At 71.3% G+C, this 17397-nt stretch carries 15 protein-coding genes; 11 read left to right on the forward strand and 4 right to left on the reverse strand.

Going from position 1 to position 17397, the window contains the following annotated elements; translation table 11 throughout:
• The first annotated feature begins 335 nt into the window (after window positions 1-335).
• Genes argS through thrC form a run of 4 tightly spaced genes read left to right on the forward strand, consistent with a single transcriptional unit; the run spans window position 336 to window position 5732 of the window.
• Window positions 336-1988: an arginine--tRNA ligase gene (argS, locus tag VE172_RS13680; RefSeq protein ID WP_349258372.1), complete on the forward strand. Its 1653-nt coding sequence runs from the start codon at window positions 336-338 to the stop codon at window positions 1986-1988.
• On the forward strand, window positions 1988-3391 hold the full coding sequence (lysA, locus tag VE172_RS13685) for a diaminopimelate decarboxylase (protein WP_324802476.1): 1404 nt from the start codon (window positions 1988-1990) through the stop codon (window positions 3389-3391). Before argS ends, lysA begins: the two co-directional genes overlap by 1 nt.
• 8 nt (window positions 3392-3399) lie before the next feature.
• On the forward strand, window positions 3400-4674 hold the full coding sequence (locus VE172_RS13690; protein ID WP_349258373.1) for a homoserine dehydrogenase: 1275 nt from the start codon (window positions 3400-3402) through the stop codon (window positions 4672-4674).
• 2 nt (window positions 4675-4676) lie between these two features.
• Window positions 4677-5732, forward strand: coding sequence for a threonine synthase (gene thrC, locus VE172_RS13695; protein ID WP_324802478.1), 1056 nt, complete (start codon window positions 4677-4679; stop codon window positions 5730-5732).
• 40 nt (window positions 5733-5772) lie between these two features.
• Here the strand turns inward: thrC and VE172_RS13700 are convergent, their stop codons facing one another.
• Window positions 5773-5973, reverse strand: a complete 201-nt coding sequence (locus VE172_RS13700; RefSeq protein WP_324802479.1) for an exodeoxyribonuclease VII small subunit — start codon at window positions 5971-5973, stop codon at window positions 5773-5775.
• Window positions 5974-5976: 3 nt separating this feature from the next.
• Entirely contained in the window at window positions 5977-7206 is a 1230-nt protein-coding gene (gene xseA, locus VE172_RS13705) for an exodeoxyribonuclease VII large subunit (protein ID WP_324802480.1), read from the reverse strand.
• 80 nt (window positions 7207-7286) lie between these two features.
• On the opposite strand from xseA, the gene VE172_RS13710 reads away from it, so the two are divergent.
• Complete coding sequence (locus VE172_RS13710; protein WP_349258371.1) at window positions 7287-8258, forward strand: 4-hydroxy-3-methylbut-2-enyl diphosphate reductase; 972 nt, start codon at window positions 7287-7289, stop codon at window positions 8256-8258.
• Here the strand turns inward: VE172_RS13710 and VE172_RS13715 are convergent.
• The gene (locus VE172_RS13715; protein WP_324802482.1) at window positions 8252-9283 is read right to left on the reverse strand and encodes a phosphotransferase family protein; all 1032 of its coding nucleotides are present in this window, start codon (window positions 9281-9283) and stop codon (window positions 8252-8254) included. The genes VE172_RS13710 and VE172_RS13715 overlap by 7 nt on opposite strands.
• 56 nt (window positions 9284-9339) lie before the next feature.
• Here VE172_RS13715 and VE172_RS13720 point away from each other — a divergent pair, with 56 nt between their 5' ends.
• The 3 genes from VE172_RS13720 to VE172_RS13730 are packed head-to-tail and all read left to right on the forward strand — an operon-like array spanning window position 9340 to window position 14506.
• Window positions 9340-11022: a DUF885 domain-containing protein gene (locus tag VE172_RS13720; protein WP_324802483.1), complete on the forward strand. Its 1683-nt coding sequence runs from the start codon at window positions 9340-9342 to the stop codon at window positions 11020-11022.
• Entirely contained in the window at window positions 11019-11516 is a 498-nt protein-coding gene (locus VE172_RS13725; protein WP_324802484.1) for a GNAT family N-acetyltransferase, read from the forward strand. The genes VE172_RS13720 and VE172_RS13725 overlap by 4 nt, the downstream gene beginning before the upstream one ends.
• 5 nt (window positions 11517-11521) lie before the next feature.
• Window positions 11522-14506, forward strand: a complete 2985-nt coding sequence (locus VE172_RS13730) for an AfsR/SARP family transcriptional regulator (RefSeq protein WP_324802485.1) — start codon at window positions 11522-11524, stop codon at window positions 14504-14506.
• Window positions 14507-14632: 126 nt separating this feature from the next.
• Here the strand turns inward: VE172_RS13730 and VE172_RS13735 are convergent, their stop codons facing one another.
• On the reverse strand, window positions 14633-15772 hold the full coding sequence (locus VE172_RS13735) for a DNA recombination protein RmuC (protein WP_349258374.1): 1140 nt from the start codon (window positions 15770-15772) through the stop codon (window positions 14633-14635).
• Window positions 15773-15829: 57 nt separating this feature from the next.
• On the opposite strand from VE172_RS13735, the gene VE172_RS13740 reads away from it, so the two are divergent.
• The 3 genes from VE172_RS13740 to VE172_RS13750 all read left to right on the forward strand — a co-directional run.
• The gene (locus VE172_RS13740; RefSeq protein WP_324802487.1) at window positions 15830-16579 is read left to right on the forward strand and encodes a hypothetical protein; all 750 of its coding nucleotides are present in this window, start codon (window positions 15830-15832) and stop codon (window positions 16577-16579) included.
• Between the two features lie 48 nt (window positions 16580-16627).
• Window positions 16628-16909 (forward strand): hypothetical protein, encoded by a 282-nt coding sequence (locus tag VE172_RS13745; protein ID WP_324802488.1) that lies wholly within the window; start codon window positions 16628-16630, stop codon window positions 16907-16909.
• Between the two features lie 46 nt (window positions 16910-16955).
• The coding region (locus VE172_RS13750) for a DUF7134 domain-containing protein (RefSeq protein ID WP_324802489.1) at window positions 16956-17397 on the forward strand (442 nt) is incomplete at its 3' end.

Here is a 17397-nt window from a genome sequence, read left to right on the forward strand (position 1 = left end):
GGAACGCGGCGGCGAGGCCGAGCGCGGCGGCGACTGCTGGTGGGCGCCCCAATCGTCGCCCTGAGGCTGCTCCTCGGGCGATCGGGCGTAAGTCTGATAAGGATTGTGAGTCATGGTGGGTCAGTCAGTGTGGGTCAACACGGATGGTCAAGGTCGGGACACGCCCCGCCCGCGGCGACGCGAATCCCGCACCCACGATAGGCGAACCTCGCGCGGATCGGTAGTAATCGGCCGTTCGGTCTACCTTCGTGGCGACCATCCCGACGCGAGCCACGCAGGTCACGCGGGCGGTAATACGAATGATGCCCAGCATGCGGACCTATACCATGTTCGGCGTGACTCCAGAAGAACTCGCCGCTCAAGTATTGACGGCCGCGCGCGCGGCCTTTGACTCCGCCGGTCTGGACACCGGCGTGCTTCCCGAGGCGACGAGCGTGGAGCGACCCCGAAGCCCCGAACACGGCGACTACGCCTCGAATCTGGCGCTCCAGCTGTCCAAGAAGGCGGGGCGGCCGCCGCGCGAGCTCGCCGAGGCCGTCGCCGCTCAGCTGCGGGCCGTGGACGGCGTTTCCGCCGTGGAGATCGCGGGACCCGGGTTCCTCAACATCCGCCTGGACGCGGGCGCCACGGGCGCCCTGGCGGGCCAGGTAATCGAGGCCGGGGATGCATACGGGCGCAACGACTCCCAGAGTGGCCAAAAACTCAATCTCGAGTTCGTGTCCTCCAACCCCGTCGGCCCGGTCCACATCGGAGCCGTGCGGTGGGCCGCGGTGGGTGACGCGCTGGCCCGCGTCCTGGCGGCCTCGGGCGCCGAGGTCGGTACCGAGTACTACTTCAACGACGCCGGTGTGCAGATCGACCTGTTCGCCGCGTCCCTGCTGGCCACCGCCGAGGGCAAACCCCTCCCCGAGGACGGCTACCAGGGCGACTACATCGGCGACATCGCCAAGCGGGTGGTCGAGGCGCACCCCGACATCCTCGCCGACCCCGACCCGCGGGAGTGGTTCCGCACCGCGGGCATCGAGCTGATGTTCGGCGACATCAAGAAGTCGCTGAGCGACTTCGGCGTCCACTTCGATGTCTACTTCAACGAGAAGGAACTGCACGAGCGCGGCGAGGTCGCCGCGGCGCTGCAACGGCTCACCGAACAGGGCCGCGTCTTCGAACGCGACGGCGCGGTGTGGTTGCGCACCACCGACTTCGGCGATGACAAGGATCGGGTGCTGCGCAAGTCCGACGGCCACTGGACCTACTTCGCCGCCGACTGCGCCTACTACCTCGACAAGCGGCAGCGCGGCTTCGATCGGGCCATCATCATGCTGGGCGCCGACCACCACGGCTACATCGGGCGGATGCGGGCCATGGTGGCCTGCTTCGGCGACGACCCCGACACCAACCTGGAGATCCTGATCGGACAGTTGGTGAACCTGTTGGCGGACGGCAAGCCGCTGCGGATGTCCAAGCGCAAGGGCACCATCACCACATTGGACGAGCTGATCGCCGCGATGGGCGTGGACGCCGCGCGCTACGCGCTGGCCCGCTACTCCAGCGACTCCACCATCGACCTGGACCTCGACCTGTGGACCCGCGCCACCAACGAAAACCCCGTCTACTACGTCCAATACGCGCACGCCCGGATCTCCTCCCTGCTGCGCAACGCCGCCGAGCTCGGCCTCGACCGCGGCGACGGCTACGACGCCGCCGCGCTGTCCCATCCCCGCGAGGGCGACGTGCTGAAGCAGCTCGCCGAGTTCCCCGCCGTGGTGGCCGCCGCCGCCGAGCTGCGCGAACCGCACCGCATCGCCCGCTACGCCGAGGATCTGGCGGGCGCCTACCACCGCTTCTACGATGCCTGCCGCGTCCTTCCCAAGGGCGACGAGGAATTCACCGACACCGGCCGGGCCCGCCTGTGGCTGGTGGAGGCGACCCGGGTCGTGCTGGCCAACGCGCTGCGCCTGCTGGGCGTCTCGGCACCGGAGCGGATGTAATGCGCGCGCACGAGGCCGGGGCGATGCACGGCGACTTCGGGGGCCACGGGCCGAACTGGCTGCGGATGCCCGTCGACATCAACGACCTGCTTCCGCACCTGTGGGCCAAGACCGTGAACCGCGCGCCGTCGGGAGCGCTGAGCGTCGGCGGCGTCGAGGCCGGCGACCTGGCGGCCGAGTTCGGCACCCCCGCCTACGTTGTGGACGAAGCCGACTTCCGTTTCCGGCTGCGCGCCTTCGCCGACGGCTTCGGCTCCGCCTTCCCCGGCGGCAAGGTCTACTACGCCGGAAAGTCCTTCCTGTGCAAGGCGGTGGTCCGCTGGGTCGCCGAGGAGGGCCTCAACCTCGACGTGTGCACCGGGGGAGAACTGGCCACCGCGCTGGCGGCCGACTTCCCCGCCGACCGCCTGGCCTTCCACGGCAACAACAAGTCCGTGGCCGAGCTGACGGCCGCCCTGGACGCCGGGGTCGGCACCGTCGTGCTGGACTCCTTCACCGAGATCGACCGGCTCACCACGCTGGCCCGCGAGCGCGGCGTCCGCCCCCGCGTCATGATCCGCACCAAGGTCGGCGTGGAGGCGCACACCCACGAGTACATCGCCACCGCCCACGAGGATCAGAAGTTCGGCCTGTCGCTGCCCGCCTCGGCGCGCGCGGTGCGCAAGGTGCTGTCCGAGGACGCGCTGGAGCTGCGCGGCCTGCACTCCCACATCGGTTCCCAGATCTTCGAAACCACCGCCTTCGAGGTGGCGGCGCGCCGGGTTCTGGAGCTGCACAACGCGATCCGCGTCGAGCTGGGCGTCGAGCTCCCCGAGCTCGACCTCGGTGGCGGCTTCGGCATGGCGTACACCACACAGGACGATCCCGAGACGCCGGCCCGGCTCGCCGACGAGCTGCGCAAGATCGTCGACCACGAGTGCGCCGCCCTGGGCATCGAACCGCCCGCCATCACCGTGGAACCCGGGCGCGCCATCTCGGGTCCGTCCACATTCACCCTCTACGAGGTCGGGACCGTCAAGAGCGTCGATCTGGGCGCCGGTCAGGTTCGCAGCTACGTCAGCGTCGACGGCGGCATGAGCGACAACGTCCGCACCGCTCTGTACGACGCGTCCTATTCGGCCACCCTGGCCTCGCGGCTGTCCCAGGCGCCGCCGATCCTGGCCCGCATCGCCGGAAAGCACTGCGAGGCCGGCGACATCGTCGTCAAGGACGAGTTCCTGCCCGGCGACATCGCCGCCGGGGACCTGGTGGCGGTGCCCGGCACCGGCGCCTACTGCCGCAGCATGGCCTCCAACTACAACCACGTGCCGCGCCCGCCGGTGATCGCCGTGGCCGACGGGGCCGCCCGCGTCATCGTCCGCCGCGAGACCGTCGACGACCTGCTCAACCTGGACGTGGGGTGACTCGGGGCATGAAGGTGGCGCTGCTGGGCTGCGGAAACGTCGGCACCGAGGTGGTGCGCCTGCTGCACGCGCAGCGCGACGACCTGGCCGCGCGCGTCGGCGAACCCCTGGAGCTGGCGGGCGTCGCGGTGCGCCGCGTCGACAAGGACCGCGGCGACCTGCCGGTGGACGCCTCGCTGTTCACGACCGACGCGCGGGAGCTCATCACCCGCGACGACGTCGACATCGTGGTGGAGCTGGTCGGCGGCATCGAGCCCGCCCGCACCTGGATCACCACCGCGATCGGGCGTGGCAAGAGCATCGTCACCGGCAACAAGGCGCTGCTGGCCGAGGACGGGGCCAGCCTGTACCGCGCCGCGTCGGCGGCCAATGTGGACCTGTACTACGAGGCGTCGGTGGCCGCGGCCATCCCGCTGCTGCGCCCGCTGCGCGAGTCCCTGCACGGCGACCGGATCGTGCGGGTGATGGGGATCGTCAACGGCACCACCAACTTCATCCTGTCGCGCATGACCGAAACCGGCGCCGGGTTCGCCGAGGCCCTGGAGGAGGCCAGCGACCTGGGTTACGCCGAGGCCGACCCCACCGCCGACGTGGAGGGCTACGACGCCGCCGCCAAGGCCGCCATCCTCGCCGGGCTGGCGTTCCACACCCGGGTCACGGCGTCCGACGTCTACCGCGAGGGCATCACCGAGGTCACGGCGTCCGATGTGGCCAGTGCCGTCCACATGGACTGCGTCATCAAGCTGCTGTGCATCGCCACCCGCGACGGCGCGGACGTCAGCGCGCGCGTGCACCCGGCGATGATCCCGCGCACGCACCCGCTGGCCAGCGTCAACGGCGCCTACAACGCCGTGTTCATCGAGGCCGAGGCCGCCGGGCAGCTGATGTTCTACGGCGCCGGCGCCGGGGGAGCGCCCACCGCCTCGGCGGTGCTGGGCGACCTGGTGGCCGTGGCCCGCTCCCGCCGCTCGGGCGCCAGCGCCGCCGCCGAGTCGGCGTACGCCGACCTGCGGGTGCGCCCGATGTCCGAAGTGGTCACCCGCTACCACGTCAGCCTCGACGTCGACGACGAGCCCGGGGTGCTGGCCGAGGTCGCCTCGGTGTTCGCCGAGCACGGCGTCAGCATGCGCACCGTGCGCCAGACCGGTCGCGGCGACGAGGCCGCGCTGGTGGCCGTGACGCACACCGCCACCGACGCCCAGCTGTCGGCCACGGTGGACGAACTGGGCAAGCTGCCCGCCGTCCGCCAGGTCGCCAGCGTCATGCGCGTAGAGGGGGAATGACCATGAGCGGCGACTGGCGCGGCCTGATCGTCGAATTCGCCGACCGGTTGCCCGTCACGGACGCCACCCCGGTGGTGACCCTGCGGGAGGGCGGCACCCCGCTGGTGCCCGCCCCGGCGCTGTCGCGGCGCACCGGTTGCACCGTCCATCTCAAGGTCGAGGGCTCCAACCCGACGGGTTCCTTCAAGGACCGCGGCATGACGGTGGCGGTGTCCAAGGCCGCCGAGGACGGCGCCAAGGCCGTGATCTGCGCGTCCACGGGAAACACCTCCGCCTCGGCGGCCGCCTACGCCGCCCGCGCGGGCCTGATCTGCGCGGTCCTGGTGCCGCAGGGCAAGATCGCGCTCGGCAAGCTGGCCCAGGCCCTGGTGCACGGCGCCCGCCTGCTGCAGGTGGACGGCAACTTCGACGACTGCCTGGCCCTGGCGTCCAAGCTCGCCCTGGACTACCCGGTGTCCCTGGTCAACTCGGTGAACCCGCATCGCTTGCAGGGCCAAAAGACCGCGGCCTTCGAGATCGTGTCGACCCTCGGCGACGCCCCCGACGTCCACTGTCTACCCGTGGGCAACGCGGGCAACATTACCGCCTACTGGATGGGCTACACCGAGGACCATGACGCGGGCAACGCCACGCACCGGCCCCGGATGCTGGGCGTCCAGGCGGCGGGCGCGGCGCCCATCGTCGACAACCACGTGGTGAGCGACCCGCAGACCATCGCCACGGCGATCCGCATCGGCAACCCCGCCAGCTGGACCAAGGCCTTGGACGCCCGCGACGCCTCGGGCGGCGACATCATCTCCGTCACCGACCGCGACATCCACCAGGCGTACCTGCTGCTGGCCCGCGGCGAGGGCGTGTTCGTGGAGCTGGCCTCGGCGGCCAGCGTCGCGGGCCTGCTGTCGGCGGTGGACGCGGGAACCGTCGCGCCCGGCTCCACGGTGGTGTGCACCGTGACGGGCCACGGCCTCAAGGATCCCGACTGGGCGGTGTCCACCGCGCCGAAACCCGAGACCATCCCCGTGGACGCCGCCGAGGCGGCGCGGGTGCTGGGGCTGTAACCCTAGGGCCCCAACGGTTGAACGGAACCGTGCCGCGCGGTCAGTCCTCGGATGCGCCGCGGACGTCGTCCAGCTTCGCCTTGGCTCCGTCGAGTTTGGACTGGCAGAGGTCGGCGAGCTTCTCGCCGCGCTCCCACAGCGCCAGGGACTCCTCCAGGGTGGCGCCGCCCGTCTCGAGCTTCTCCACCACCGACACCAGTTCGGCACGGGCGGTCTCGTAGTCCATCGTGTCGTCGCTCATCGCTTACTCCTTCACCGTGGCCGAGAGCTGGCCCCGGGCCACTCGGATGTGGATGTCTTGTCCCGCTTGGGTTTCGTCGGGGTCGCGGATCACGGCGCCGTCGCCGGACCGCACGATCGCGTAGCCGCGGTCGAGCGTGCCCTGGGGGGACAGGGCACGCAGTTGGGAGCGGAGGTGGGCGACGTCGCGGGTCGCGGCGTCGAGGCGGGAGGCGAAGGCGCGGCGGACGCGGTCGCGGGCCTGGGTGATGTGGGTCTGGCGCTCGTCCAGCATGCGTTCGGGCTGGGCGAGGCAGGGGCGCGAGCGCATCGCCGACAGCGCCGCCGATTCGCGTTGGATCATGCCGCCCAGCCCCTGGCGCAGCCGGTGGCGGGCCTGGTCGATGGCGCGGCGTTCCTCGGCGAAGTCGGGGACGACGCGCTTGCCCGCGTCGGTGGGGGTGGAGCAGCGGACGTCGGCGACGTAGTCGACGATCGGGTTGTCGGGTTCGTGGCCGATCGCGGAGACCACGGGGGTCCTGGCGGCGAAGACGGCGCGGCACAGGGTCTCGTCGGAGAAGGGGAGCAGGTCCTCGACGCTGCCGCCGCCGCGGGCCAGGATGATGACCTCGATGTCGCCGTCGGCGTCGAGCTCGGCCAGCGCCTCCATCACCCTGGGGACGGCCTGGGCGCCCTGGACGGGGACCTCGCGGATCTCGAAGTCGGCCGAGGGGAGGCGGGCGCGGGCGTTTTCCAGGACGTCGCGTTCGGCGGCGGAGGCGCGGCCCGTGATCAGGCCGATGCGTTTGGGCAGGAACGGCAGCGGGCGCTTGCGCTCGGGCGCGAACAGGCCCTCGGCGGCCAGGAGCTTCTTGAGCTTCTCGAGGCGGGCCAGCAGCTCGCCGAGGCCGACCTGGCGGATCTCGCTGGCGCGTATCGACAGGGTGCCGCGCCCGGGATACCAGTCGGGCTTGCCGAAGACCACGACGCGGGCGCCGTCGCGCAGCGGCGGGTCGCAGGCGTCGACGACGCCGCGGGTCGTCACCACGGTGAGGCTCACCTCGGCGGCGGTGTCGCGCAGGGTGAGGAACACGAAGCCCGCCCCGGGGCGGCGGCTGATCTGGGTGATCTGGCCCTCGGTCCAGATCGACCCCAGCCGCGCGATCCACTCGCCGATCTTCTGGCTCACCACCCGCACGGGCCAGGGCGCCTCGGCCGTGGAGGTGCCGGCGGCGGCGAGCTCGGGCTGATTCACCCCGACATCCTAAAGGCCCGCGCCGACATCGCCGTGAGTGCGCTCACGGGCGCGTCCGTGTCGCCGGGGGCGTCCGTACCATGGAGCGCATGTCAGCCAAACGTGTCCTGCTCGCCAAGCCGCGGGGTTACTGCGCGGGCGTGGACCGCGCCGTGGAGACCGTGAACCAGGCGCTCGAGTTGTACGGGCCGCCGATCTACGTCCGCAAGCAGATCGTCCACAATAAACACGTGGTGACCACGCTCGAGGCCGCCGGCGCCGTCTTCGTGGAGGAGAACGACGAGGTGCCGCCCGGCTCCATCGTGATCTTCTCGGCGCACGGTGTGGCACCCGAGGTGCACGAGCAGGCCAAGAAGCGCGACCTGAGGGCCATCGACGCCACCTGCCCGCTCGTGACGAAGGTGCACTCGGAGGCGCGGCGCTTCGCCACCCAGGACTACGACATCCTGCTCATCGGCCACGACGGCCACGAGGAGGTCATCGGCACCACGGGGGAGGCCCCCGCCAACATCAAGCTGGTGGATGGGCCCGGCGACGTCGACAACGTGTCCGTGCGCGACCCGAACAAGGTGGTGTGGCTGTCGCAGACCACCCTGTCGGTGGACGAGACCATGGACACCGTGGACAAGCTGCGCGAGCGCTTCCCCGGTCTGCAGTCGCCGCCCAGCGACGACATCTGTTACGCCACCCAGAACCGCCAGCAGGTGGTCAAGGAGATCGCGCCCGAGTGCGACGTGATGCTGGTGGTGGGCTCCACCAACTCGTCCAACTCGGTGCGGCTGGTGGAGGTCGCCGTGCAGGCGGGTTCCCGCACCGGCCACCTCGTCGACTATCCACACGAGATCCAGGACGCGTGGCTGACCGACGCCGCCACCGTGGGCGTCACCTCGGGCGCCTCGGTGCCCGACGACCTGGTCAGCGGCGTGCTGGAGTTCCTCGCCGAGCGCGGCTTCACCGACGTCACCGAGGTGGAGTCGGTGAAGGAGAAGCTCACCTTCTCGCTGCCGCGCGAACTGGTGCGCGACATGAAGAAGAGCCCCAGCCTTCAGTAGTTCAAGGCGGGGTCGGTCAACACGCGCAGGCTCGGCCAGCGCCGCCGCATCGCGTCGCGCAGGTCGCGGCACAGCGCCGACACCGCCGCCAGCTGTGCGGAGTCGGCGGCCAACTCGGCGGTGACGTCGAGGCGAAAGGCGAGGCGTTCGCGCGCGGTCGCCTTGCCCCACGTCCAGTCCTTGGCGGCGAGCTTGCGAAGGTAGCGCCGCCTGCCGCGGTGGGCGCGCTCCACCAGGCCGTCGCCGCGAATCGTCCACGCCGCGCACGCGTCGGCCAGGTCGCCGACGATCGGCGCCCCCGTCAGGCCCGCCCAGGTCTCGCGGTAGGCGTCCTCGGCCTCGCGCAACAACCCGGGCGGCGTGGCGGGGCTGGAATAACAGGTGGGGAACCCGACGCGCAGGTACGCCAGCTCGACCAGGCCGTTGCCCACACTGGACTGTTCGAGGTCGATGAAGCGAATCCCCTCGGGCGTGTAGAGCACGTTGCCGCACGGGCACGGGTCGCCGTGCAGCAGGGCGGTCGCGTCCGTAGCCGCGCTGCGACCCACCAGGGCCTCCAGCTCTGCCTCGGCGTCGCGGGGCGCCGCGACACCCCACCGCCGCGCCAGGAACAACACGTCCTCCACATCGGACCCGTCGGGTGGGTCCCACCGCGGCAGCTCCTCGGCGGCGGGCCCGCACGCGTGCAGTCGGGCCAGGGCGGCGGCGTAGTCGAGCTGCCAGCCCGCGGCGGGGCGTCCCTCGTCCAGGTACTCCAGGACGAAGATGCCCGCGTCCTCGTCCACCGCCACCAGGCGCGGCACCACCGCGGGCCGCGCGCCGTCGGCGAGGCGCAAAGCCGCCACCTCGCGGCGAAAACGGGCCGACGCGTCGCCGCCGCCGACGACGTGTTTGACGATGACCGCGCCACCGTCCATATCGGCCCACCACACCAGGGATCGCGGGCTGCTGCCCAACTTCCTGACCTTGCTGGGAAGCCCCAACCGCTGGCTCAACCGCTGCGACAGCACCCGTGCAGTAGACATTGATCGATACTAAATCCTGTGGACGAATGGGGGCGCGGGCCAAGTAGCATCGCCGCATGGCCCCCATTGATGACATCGCCGAGCGCTACATGAACCAGGCCGTGGAGCTGTCGCCGATTCGCGCGACCGGGCTGGGAGTGCCCGGTCGCGACGACGCGTACGACGACTTCTCGCCCGAGGGCTTCGACGCCAAGGCCGACCTGGATCGGCGCACCCTGGCCGAGGTGAGGGCGGTCGAGCCCGCGGACGAGCGGGAACGCGCCGCGGCCGAGGCCATGGTGGAGCGGCTGGCGTCGGCGGTGGAGCGCTACGACGCCGGAGACATCGCCAGCGGGCTGAGCGTGCTGTTCTCGCCCATGCACCAGGTGCGCCAGGTGTTCGACCTGATGGGCACCGAGGGCGCCGACAACGCCGCCAACATCGCCGCCCGCCTGTCCAAGATCCCCGAGGCCCTGCGGCAGTACGCGACCACGCTGCGCACCGAGGCCGCCAGGGGCCACATCGCGGCGCGCCGCCAGATCACCGAGTGCGCCCGCCAGTCCGACAACTGGAACGGCGCGTCGGGGGACAACTTCTGGGAAGGGCTGCTGTCGCGCCTGACCGTGGACGGCCGAGCGATCACCGGCGACCTCGCCGCGTCGCTGTCCGACGGCGCCCGCACCGCCAGCCAGGGGATCGCGGACTTCGGTCGCTTCCTGCGCGAGGAGCTGGCGCCGCTGGCTCCCGCCAAGGACGCCGTGGGCCGCGAGAAGTACGCCCGCGGCTCCCGCTTCTTCCTCGGTAGCACCGTGGATCTGGAGGAGACCTACGCGTGGGGCTGGCAGGAGCTGCACCGCCTGGAGACCGAGATGAACGAGGTCGCCCACCGGATCAAGCCGGGCGCCTCCGTCGATGAGGCCATCGAGGTGCTGGACGCCGACCCGGCCCGCAACATCGCCTCCAAGGCCGAGTTCCGCGACTGGATGCAGCAGCTGGCCGAGGCCACCATCGCCGATATGAACGGCAAGCACTTCGACATCCCCGAACCGGTGCGGCGCATCGAGTGCATGATCGCGCCCACCACCGACGGCACCATCTACTACACGGGACCCAGCGAGGACTTCTCGCGACCGGGGCGCATGTGGTGGTCGGTGCCGCCCACCCAGACCAGCTTCTCGACCTGGCGCCAGGTCACCACCGTCTACCACGAGGGCGTGCCCGGACACCACCTCCAGATCGGACAGACGGCGTACCGTTCCGACCTGCTCAACCGTTTCCAGCGCCGCGGCAGCATGTGCTCGGGCCACGCCGAGGGCTGGGCCCTGTACTCCGAGCGGCTGATGGACGAGCTCGGCTACCTGTCCGACCCGGGCGACAAGCTGGGGATGCTGGAAGGGCAGGCGTTTCGCGCCACCCGCGTCATCATCGACATCGGCATGCACCTGGAGCTGGAGATCCCCGCCGACAATCCCTTCGGTTTCGCGCCGGGGAAGCGTTGGACACCCGAGCTGGGCTGGGAGTTCCTGACCACCCACTGCCGCGAGAACCGCGACTTCCTGAAGTTCGAGCTCAACCGCTACCTGGGCTGGCCCGGACAGGCACCGTCCTATAAGGTCGGAGAGCGGCTCTGGATGGCCGCGCGCGAGGAATACAAGGCCCGCAAGGGAACGGACTTCAACCTCAGGCAGTTCCACGCCGACGCCCTCAACCTGGGGCCGATGGGGCTCGACCCCTTCGCCGCCGCCCTGAGGCGGCTGTGAGCCCTCGGACCCGTCCCGCCACGCCCGCCGACGCCGAGTTCCTCACCCGGATGCTGGTGGAGGCCGCCGACTGGCGGCACGACGAGACCAGCAATCCCGGACGGCGGGACGAGGCGCTGTCGAAGGAGAAGGTGGCCCGCTACATCCTCGGCTGGGGACGCGACGGCGACGACGGGATCGTGGCGATCGACGGCGACGACGCGCCGATCGGCGCCTGCTGGCTGCGGTTGTTTCCCGCCGAGGCACCCGCGTACGGCTTCGTCGCGCCCGACATCCCCGAGCTCGCCATCGGCGTCGCCGCGGGCCGGCGCGGCAAGGGGCTGGGCCGCACGCTGATGCGCCAGACGCTGGACCTGGCCCGCGCCAAGGGTTATCGCGGCGTGTCGCTGAGCGTCGACCACGACAATCCCGCCCGCAACCTGTACCTCGGCGAGGGTTTCGTGGTCGCCGAGTCCCGCGACACCGCCGCGACCATGATCACGTTCCTGGACTGAAACCCATGAGGTTTCGGGTGCTGGGTCCGGTCGGAGTCGAGATATCGGGGGCCGAGGCGGCCGTCGGGGGCGCGCGCCAGAGGGCCGTGCTCGCGGGCCTGCTGTTGCACGCCAACCAGTACGTGACGCGCCGGGCCCTCGTCGACGAGGTGTGGCGCGATCCCCCCGACTCGGCCGCCGCCAATCTGCGCACCTACCTGTCCCGGCTGCGGGCGGTGCTGCGCGACCCCGCCGAGGCCGAGTCCCGGCTGTCCATGGGTGACGGCGGGGTCCGGCTGCGCGTCGAACCCGGCGAGCTCGACCTCGACGAATTCGAGCGCCTGTGCCGCGAGGCCGAGGAGGCCGCCGAACGCGCCGACGCCGCCGTCGCCGAGCGGCGATACCGTGCCGCCCTTGAGTTGTGGCGCGGGGATCCCCTCGCCGACGTCGCCGCCGACACCCCGCTGGCCGACGCGGCCGTCGGGCTGGCCGAGCGGCGAACCCGGGCACGGCACCGGTGCCTCGAGGCCATGCTGGCGTCCGGCCGCCACGCCGAGGCGCTGGGCGAGCTTCAGGAGGCGGTCGCCGCCGAGCCGTCGCACGAGTCCGTTGTGGCCATGCTGATGCTGGCGCTGTACCGCTGCGGCCACCGCGACGAGGCCCTGGCCCTGTTCCGCGACACCCGTGACCAACTGGACGCGGCGCTCGCCATCGCGCCGGGCGCCGCCCTCGAGGAGCTGCATCGGCGGATGCTCGCCGGAGATCCCGGGCTGGACGCGCCGGACTCGTGGCCGTCGCGGCCCCGCCGTGGCGACGAGCGCCCCGCCCGGCTTCCCGACGACCCGGCCGGTTTCGTGGGGCGCGAGGCCGAACTGGCGGCGATCGCCGCGTCCGGCCCCGTGATCGCCATCGACGGCATGGCCGGGGTCGGCAAGACGGCGCTGGCGGTACGGGCCGCCAGGTCGGCTGCGGAGTCCTTCCCGGACGGACAGATCTTCGTGGATCTGTGCGGGTACGCCGAGGACGCCCCGCCGATGACCGCCGACCGGGCCCTGCGGCTCCTGCTGTCGGCCGCGGGCGCCGAACCCGCGTGGTCGGACTCCGTCGACGACAACGCCGCGGCCTGGCGGACCCTGCTGGCCCAGCGCCGCATGGTCGTCGTGTTGGACAACGCCGTCGACGCCGCCCAGGTGCGGCCCCTGCTTCCCGGGGCGGCGGGGTGCCTGACCCTGGTGACCAGCCGCCGGATGCTCGACCTGGACGCGGCTCGTCCATTGTCGATCGATGTGCTGTCGGCCCCCGAGGCCGCCGAGGCGCTGATCGCCACCGCGGGGCCCGCCCGGTTCGCCCACCGCGACGCCGCGACGGTGTCGGCGATCGTGGAACGCTGCGGACGGCTGCCGCTCGCCGTGGGCCTGGCCGCCGGGCGGCTCAGGAGCCGTCCGGAGTGGACCCTCGAGACGCTGCGCGACCGGCTCGACGACCCGGAGCGGCTGTGGACCGAACTGGACGGCGACGATCGGGGGGTCGCCGCGTCCTTCGCCATGTCGTACAGGGAACTCGCCGACGGCGACCGGCGGCTGTTTCGGCGACTCGCGCTGCACCCGGGAACCGACGTCGACGCCTACGCCGCCGCCGCGCTGGCGGGCTCGTCGGCCGTCGACGACGTGGAGGACGTCCTTGAGGGCCTGTCCGACGCGCACCTGCTCAACAGCCTCGGCAACGGCGTCTACCGCTTTCACGACCTGATCAGGCAGTACGCGGCCCGGTTGGCGCGGCGGGAGGACTCCGCGGCCGCGCGCGAGGCGGCCGAACGGCGGCTGTTCGAGACGTACTGGGGCGCCGTCTACGTCGGCGAGGGGCTCATCGAACCGGGCGTCGGACGGACGCAGGCGGTCCCGCCCGAGGCGGTCACCCCGCTTCCGCCAATGCCCGATGTGACGGCGGCCAACGCCTGGCACCGCCGCGAGTTTCCCAACCTGATCGCCGTCGCGGCGTTGGCCGCGGCTCGCGGCTGGGACGAGGTGGTGTGGAGGTTCGTGTATCTCGCCTGCGTCAACGACAATCGTTACGGCCCCGCCGAACAGCAACGCCTTGTCCACACCGGACTGGAATCCGCGCGCCGACTCGGCGATGTGCGCGCCGAGAACAACATGCTGCAATTGCTGGCCAGCGGCTACAAGGACATGGATCGTTTCGCCGACGCCCTCGAGGTGCAGCGCCGGGTGGTCGACAACGCGCGCGGACTCCGACAGCCCGGCCACCTGGCGTCCGCGCTCAACAACCTGGCCAACGTCTACAGCGCCATCGGAGAAATCACCCAGGCCATCGCGACCTACGAGGAGGCGGCCCACCAGGCCGAACTGGGGAATCTGCCGTGGATAAGGGCCCTGGCGTTGACCAACCGCGCCCAGAGGTTGATCACGCGCGGGGAGCTCGACGGCGTCATCGAGGGCCTCCAGCGCGCCTTGGCCGTCTTCCGCGACATGAACGACGCCGGCGAGATGGCGCGGGTGCTGCACGTCATGGGGTCGGCGCACCGGGCGCGCTCGGAGCACGCGCTGGCCCTGGAATGCCAGCGGCAGGCCCTGCGGCACTGCCAACAGGTGGGCGACTATGTCGGGATCGCCTTTACCGCCGCCGGATTGGGCGCGGCGCTGCGCGGGCTCGGGCGCTACGAAGAGGCCGTCGCGCGACACGAGATGATCGTCGATCTGGGCATCGAGCACAAGTCGGTCCTGCTGGAGGGCGGCGGCCACAACGAGCTGGGCAAGGACTACCTGGCCGCCGGCGCCCCGGAACGCGCCCTGGGACACCTGCGTCGCGCGCTCGAACTGGTCGACACCATCGGCAACGCCGATGAACAGGTCAACGCCCACCGCGGGCTCGCCGATGCCTTGGAGGCCACGGGAAACCCGCACCAGGCCAGGGTTCACCTGCGCGCGCTTGCCGAGTTGTACGAGCGGATGGATCTGCCCGAGGCCGAGGAGATTCGACGGCGGCTGCGTTGAGACCGGGGTTGGTCGGGCGTTCTCGTCCCAGGGTTCACCTGCGTGCGCCTCTCGAGTTGTACGAGCGGATGGACCTCCCCGACGCCGAGGAGATTCGACGGCGGCTGGGCTGAGACGTGGGGTCGGTCAGGCGTTCTCGTCGCGCAGCGCCTCGTGCTGGGGCTGGCGGGCGGTGACCTCGACCTGCTCCATCATGGGCAGTGACTCGGCCGATACCCCCAGGTCGGCGAACTTGCGTGCTGTCACCATGACCCGCGCCTCCAAAGAACCCACCGCCGAGTTGTACGCCGTCACCGCGCCCGACAGCGAACTGCCCAGTTTGGACAGATGGCCGCCCATGGTGGCCAGGCGCGAGTACATCTCCTTGCCCAGCGCGTGCACCTGGGCCGCGCCCTCCGCCAGCGCCTCCTGCCGCCAGGTGTAGGCGACGGTGCGCAGCAGCGCGATCAGGGTGGCGGGGGTGGCCAGCACGATGTCGCGCCCGAAGGCGTACTCCAGCAGGCCGGGGTCGCGCTGCAGGGCCGCGTCCAGGAACGCGTCGGCGGGCACGAACAGCACCACGAACTCGGGTGTGGACTGAAACGCCCGCCAGTACTCCTTCTTGGACAGCTGGTTGACGTGGGAGCGCAATTGCTTGGCGTGCATGTCGAGCTGGCCGTCGCGCACCGTCTGGTCGCGGGTCTCCAGCGCGTCCAGGTAGGCGTTGATGGGCGCCTTGGAGTCCACGATGACGCTCTTGCCGCCCGCCAGCCGCACCACCAGATCGGGGCGCACCACCTGGTCCTCAATGGTCGCCGTGGTCTGCTCGGTGAAGTCGCAGTGCTCCAGCATCCCCGCGGCCTCCACGATCCGCCGCAGCTGGTGCTCGCCCCAGCGCCCCCGCACCTGCGGCGTGCGCAGCGCCGACACCAGCTCCCCGGTGCGCTCGCGCAGCTGCTCTCCGGTGTCGCGCATCTGGGTCACCTGGGTGCGCAGCTCCGTGTACGCCGACAGCCGCGAGCGCTCCACGTCGGAAACGTGTTGTTCGTAACGCTGCAGCGACTCGCGCAGCGGCGTCATCAGCTCGTTCATGGCGGTGCGCTGCTGCGCGGCGGCGTCGGCGGTGACGGCCCGCAGCGACTGCTCGAGCCGGGTCTCGTTGTCCCGCGCGGCATCCAACCGCGCCCGAAGACCCGCGTGCTCGGCCGCCAGTTTCGACCGTGCCGCGTACCAGCCCGCGACCGCCCCGGCCGCCAGACACAACAACGCAATGAGGACGTAGCCCATGACGCTCAAGCGTACGAGCGCGGCGGCCGGTTTGGTCGGCACCGGTACTGTTGTCCAATGGTGTATTTCCTCATCGCCGTGATTCTGCTGGCGATCGTGCTGGTCGGATACCTGGCCCTGCAGGGCAAGAAGAACGCCGAGCGGCGGCTGGCCGACGCCAGGGAGGAGGCACAGCGTTGGTACGAGCGCCTGGGCGGCCAGACCGTCAACCTGGTGCCCGACAGCGACAGCCCCGCCGCCAAGCAGGCGCTGGCCGACGCGGGGGAGCGGTACACCGCCTCGGGTTCGCAGCTGGAGCGCGCCCAGACCCGCCGCCAGTATGAGCTGGCGGGCGACACGGCGCTGGAGGGGCTGCACTACGTGCGGGCGGCGCGCGAGGCCATGGGCATGGACCCGGGCCCCGAGATCCCCGGCCTCAGCGGCCAGGCCCGCGCGGGTTCCATCAAGGAATCCATGGACGTGGATGTTGACGGCAAGCACTACCACGCCAGTCCCCAACCCGACGCCCGCGCGCAGCACTACTACCCCGGCGGCATGGTGTCGGGGCGCCCGGTCCCGTCGGGCTGGTATTCCGAGCCCTGGTGGAAGACCGCCCTGGTGGCGGGCGCGTGGGGGATCGGCTCGATGATGATCTTCGACGCCCTGATCTCCCCGGGCTTCGACTCCGGCGCCATCGACGGCGCCTTCGCCGACGGTTACGCCGACGGCTTCAACGACGCCGGTGGCGACTTCGACGGCGGCGACGGCGGGGACTTCGACGGCGGAGGTTTCGACGGAGGCGATTTCGGCGGGGGCGGCGACTTCTAGCCCGCCGCGCCATTGCCGATCGCGGCGCATCCCACGTATCGTGTCGACATGGTCGTAGCGACGTTCGGAATAATCTTGGGCGGATTCGCCGTCGCGGTGATCGTGGCGGTCGTGTTGGCGGTCTATCGGCGCGGGTCCGGTTCGGACGGCGCGCGAAAGACCCGGTGGACCGACCAGGCGCCGTACATCGACTACACCAACGCGAACAACCCGAACGGTCACCACCACCATCACGGTGGCTTCGGAGGCGGGCACCACCATCACGGTGGCTTCGGAGGCGGGCACCACGGCGGCGGAGGCTTTTCGGGCGGCGGCCACCACGGCGGCTAGGTCCGCCACCTGATCGTCGACTGTGGCGTGTCGCTATCGTGAGACGGTGACCCCTCGTCGCATCCCCGAGGCGCTGCGGGCCCGCCCGCTGCTGGCCGACGGGCTGCTGGCGGCCACCCTGTACGCGGCGCTGCTGCTGATCTGGCGCTTCGGCGAGCGCTCGCACGTGCCTCCGTGGGCCCTGGCGTTCGGCATTCCGCTGAGCGCGGTCGTGTTGCTGCGCCGCCGATTCCCCGTGGCCGTGCTGGCGGCCAGCGTGCTGGGAGTCATCGGCTTCCTCATCGTGCGCGACGCGGGCCGCAGCCCGCTCGACTTCTACCCGACGATCGCCGCGTACTTCCTGGCCACCGCGCGGCCGCGGCTGTGGGCATGGGCCTGCGGCATCGCCGCGGCGGTCGCCCTGTCGGTGGGCCACGGCCTGTTCGGCCCGGTGAGCTGGCTGCTGCCCGGGGTGGTGGCGCCCGCGCTCTTGGTGTTGACGGGCACCG

It is taken from the genome of Stackebrandtia sp. (assembly GCF_035643755.1).
In the GTDB taxonomy this organism is placed as follows: Bacteria; Actinomycetota; Actinomycetes; order Mycobacteriales; family Micromonosporaceae; genus Stackebrandtia.

Coding starts and splice junctions, on each gene's coding strand:
- lysA (WP_324802476.1), top strand. CDS start 1,988: ATGCGCGCGCACGAGGCCGGGGCGATGCACGGCGACTTCGGGGGCCAC.
- VE172_RS13690 (WP_349258373.1), top strand. CDS start 3,400: ATGAAGGTGGCGCTGCTGGGCTGCGGAAACGTCGGCACCGAGGTGGTG.
- thrC (WP_324802478.1), top strand. CDS start 4,677: ATGAGCGGCGACTGGCGCGGCCTGATCGTCGAATTCGCCGACCGGTTG.
- VE172_RS13700 (WP_324802479.1), bottom strand. CDS start 5,973: ATGAGCGACGACACGATGGACTACGAGACCGCCCGTGCCGAACTGGTG.
- VE172_RS13710 (WP_349258371.1), top strand. CDS start 7,287: ATGGAGCGCATGTCAGCCAAACGTGTCCTGCTCGCCAAGCCGCGGGGT.
- VE172_RS13715 (WP_324802482.1), bottom strand. CDS start 9,283: ATGTCTACTGCACGGGTGCTGTCGCAGCGGTTGAGCCAGCGGTTGGGG.
- VE172_RS13720 (WP_324802483.1), top strand. CDS start 9,340: ATGGCCCCCATTGATGACATCGCCGAGCGCTACATGAACCAGGCCGTG.
- VE172_RS13730 (WP_324802485.1), top strand. CDS start 11,522: ATGAGGTTTCGGGTGCTGGGTCCGGTCGGAGTCGAGATATCGGGGGCC.
- VE172_RS13735 (WP_349258374.1), bottom strand. CDS start 15,772: ATGGGCTACGTCCTCATTGCGTTGTTGTGTCTGGCGGCCGGGGCGGTC.
- VE172_RS13740 (WP_324802487.1), top strand. CDS start 15,830: ATGGTGTATTTCCTCATCGCCGTGATTCTGCTGGCGATCGTGCTGGTC.
- VE172_RS13745 (WP_324802488.1), top strand. CDS start 16,628: ATGGTCGTAGCGACGTTCGGAATAATCTTGGGCGGATTCGCCGTCGCG.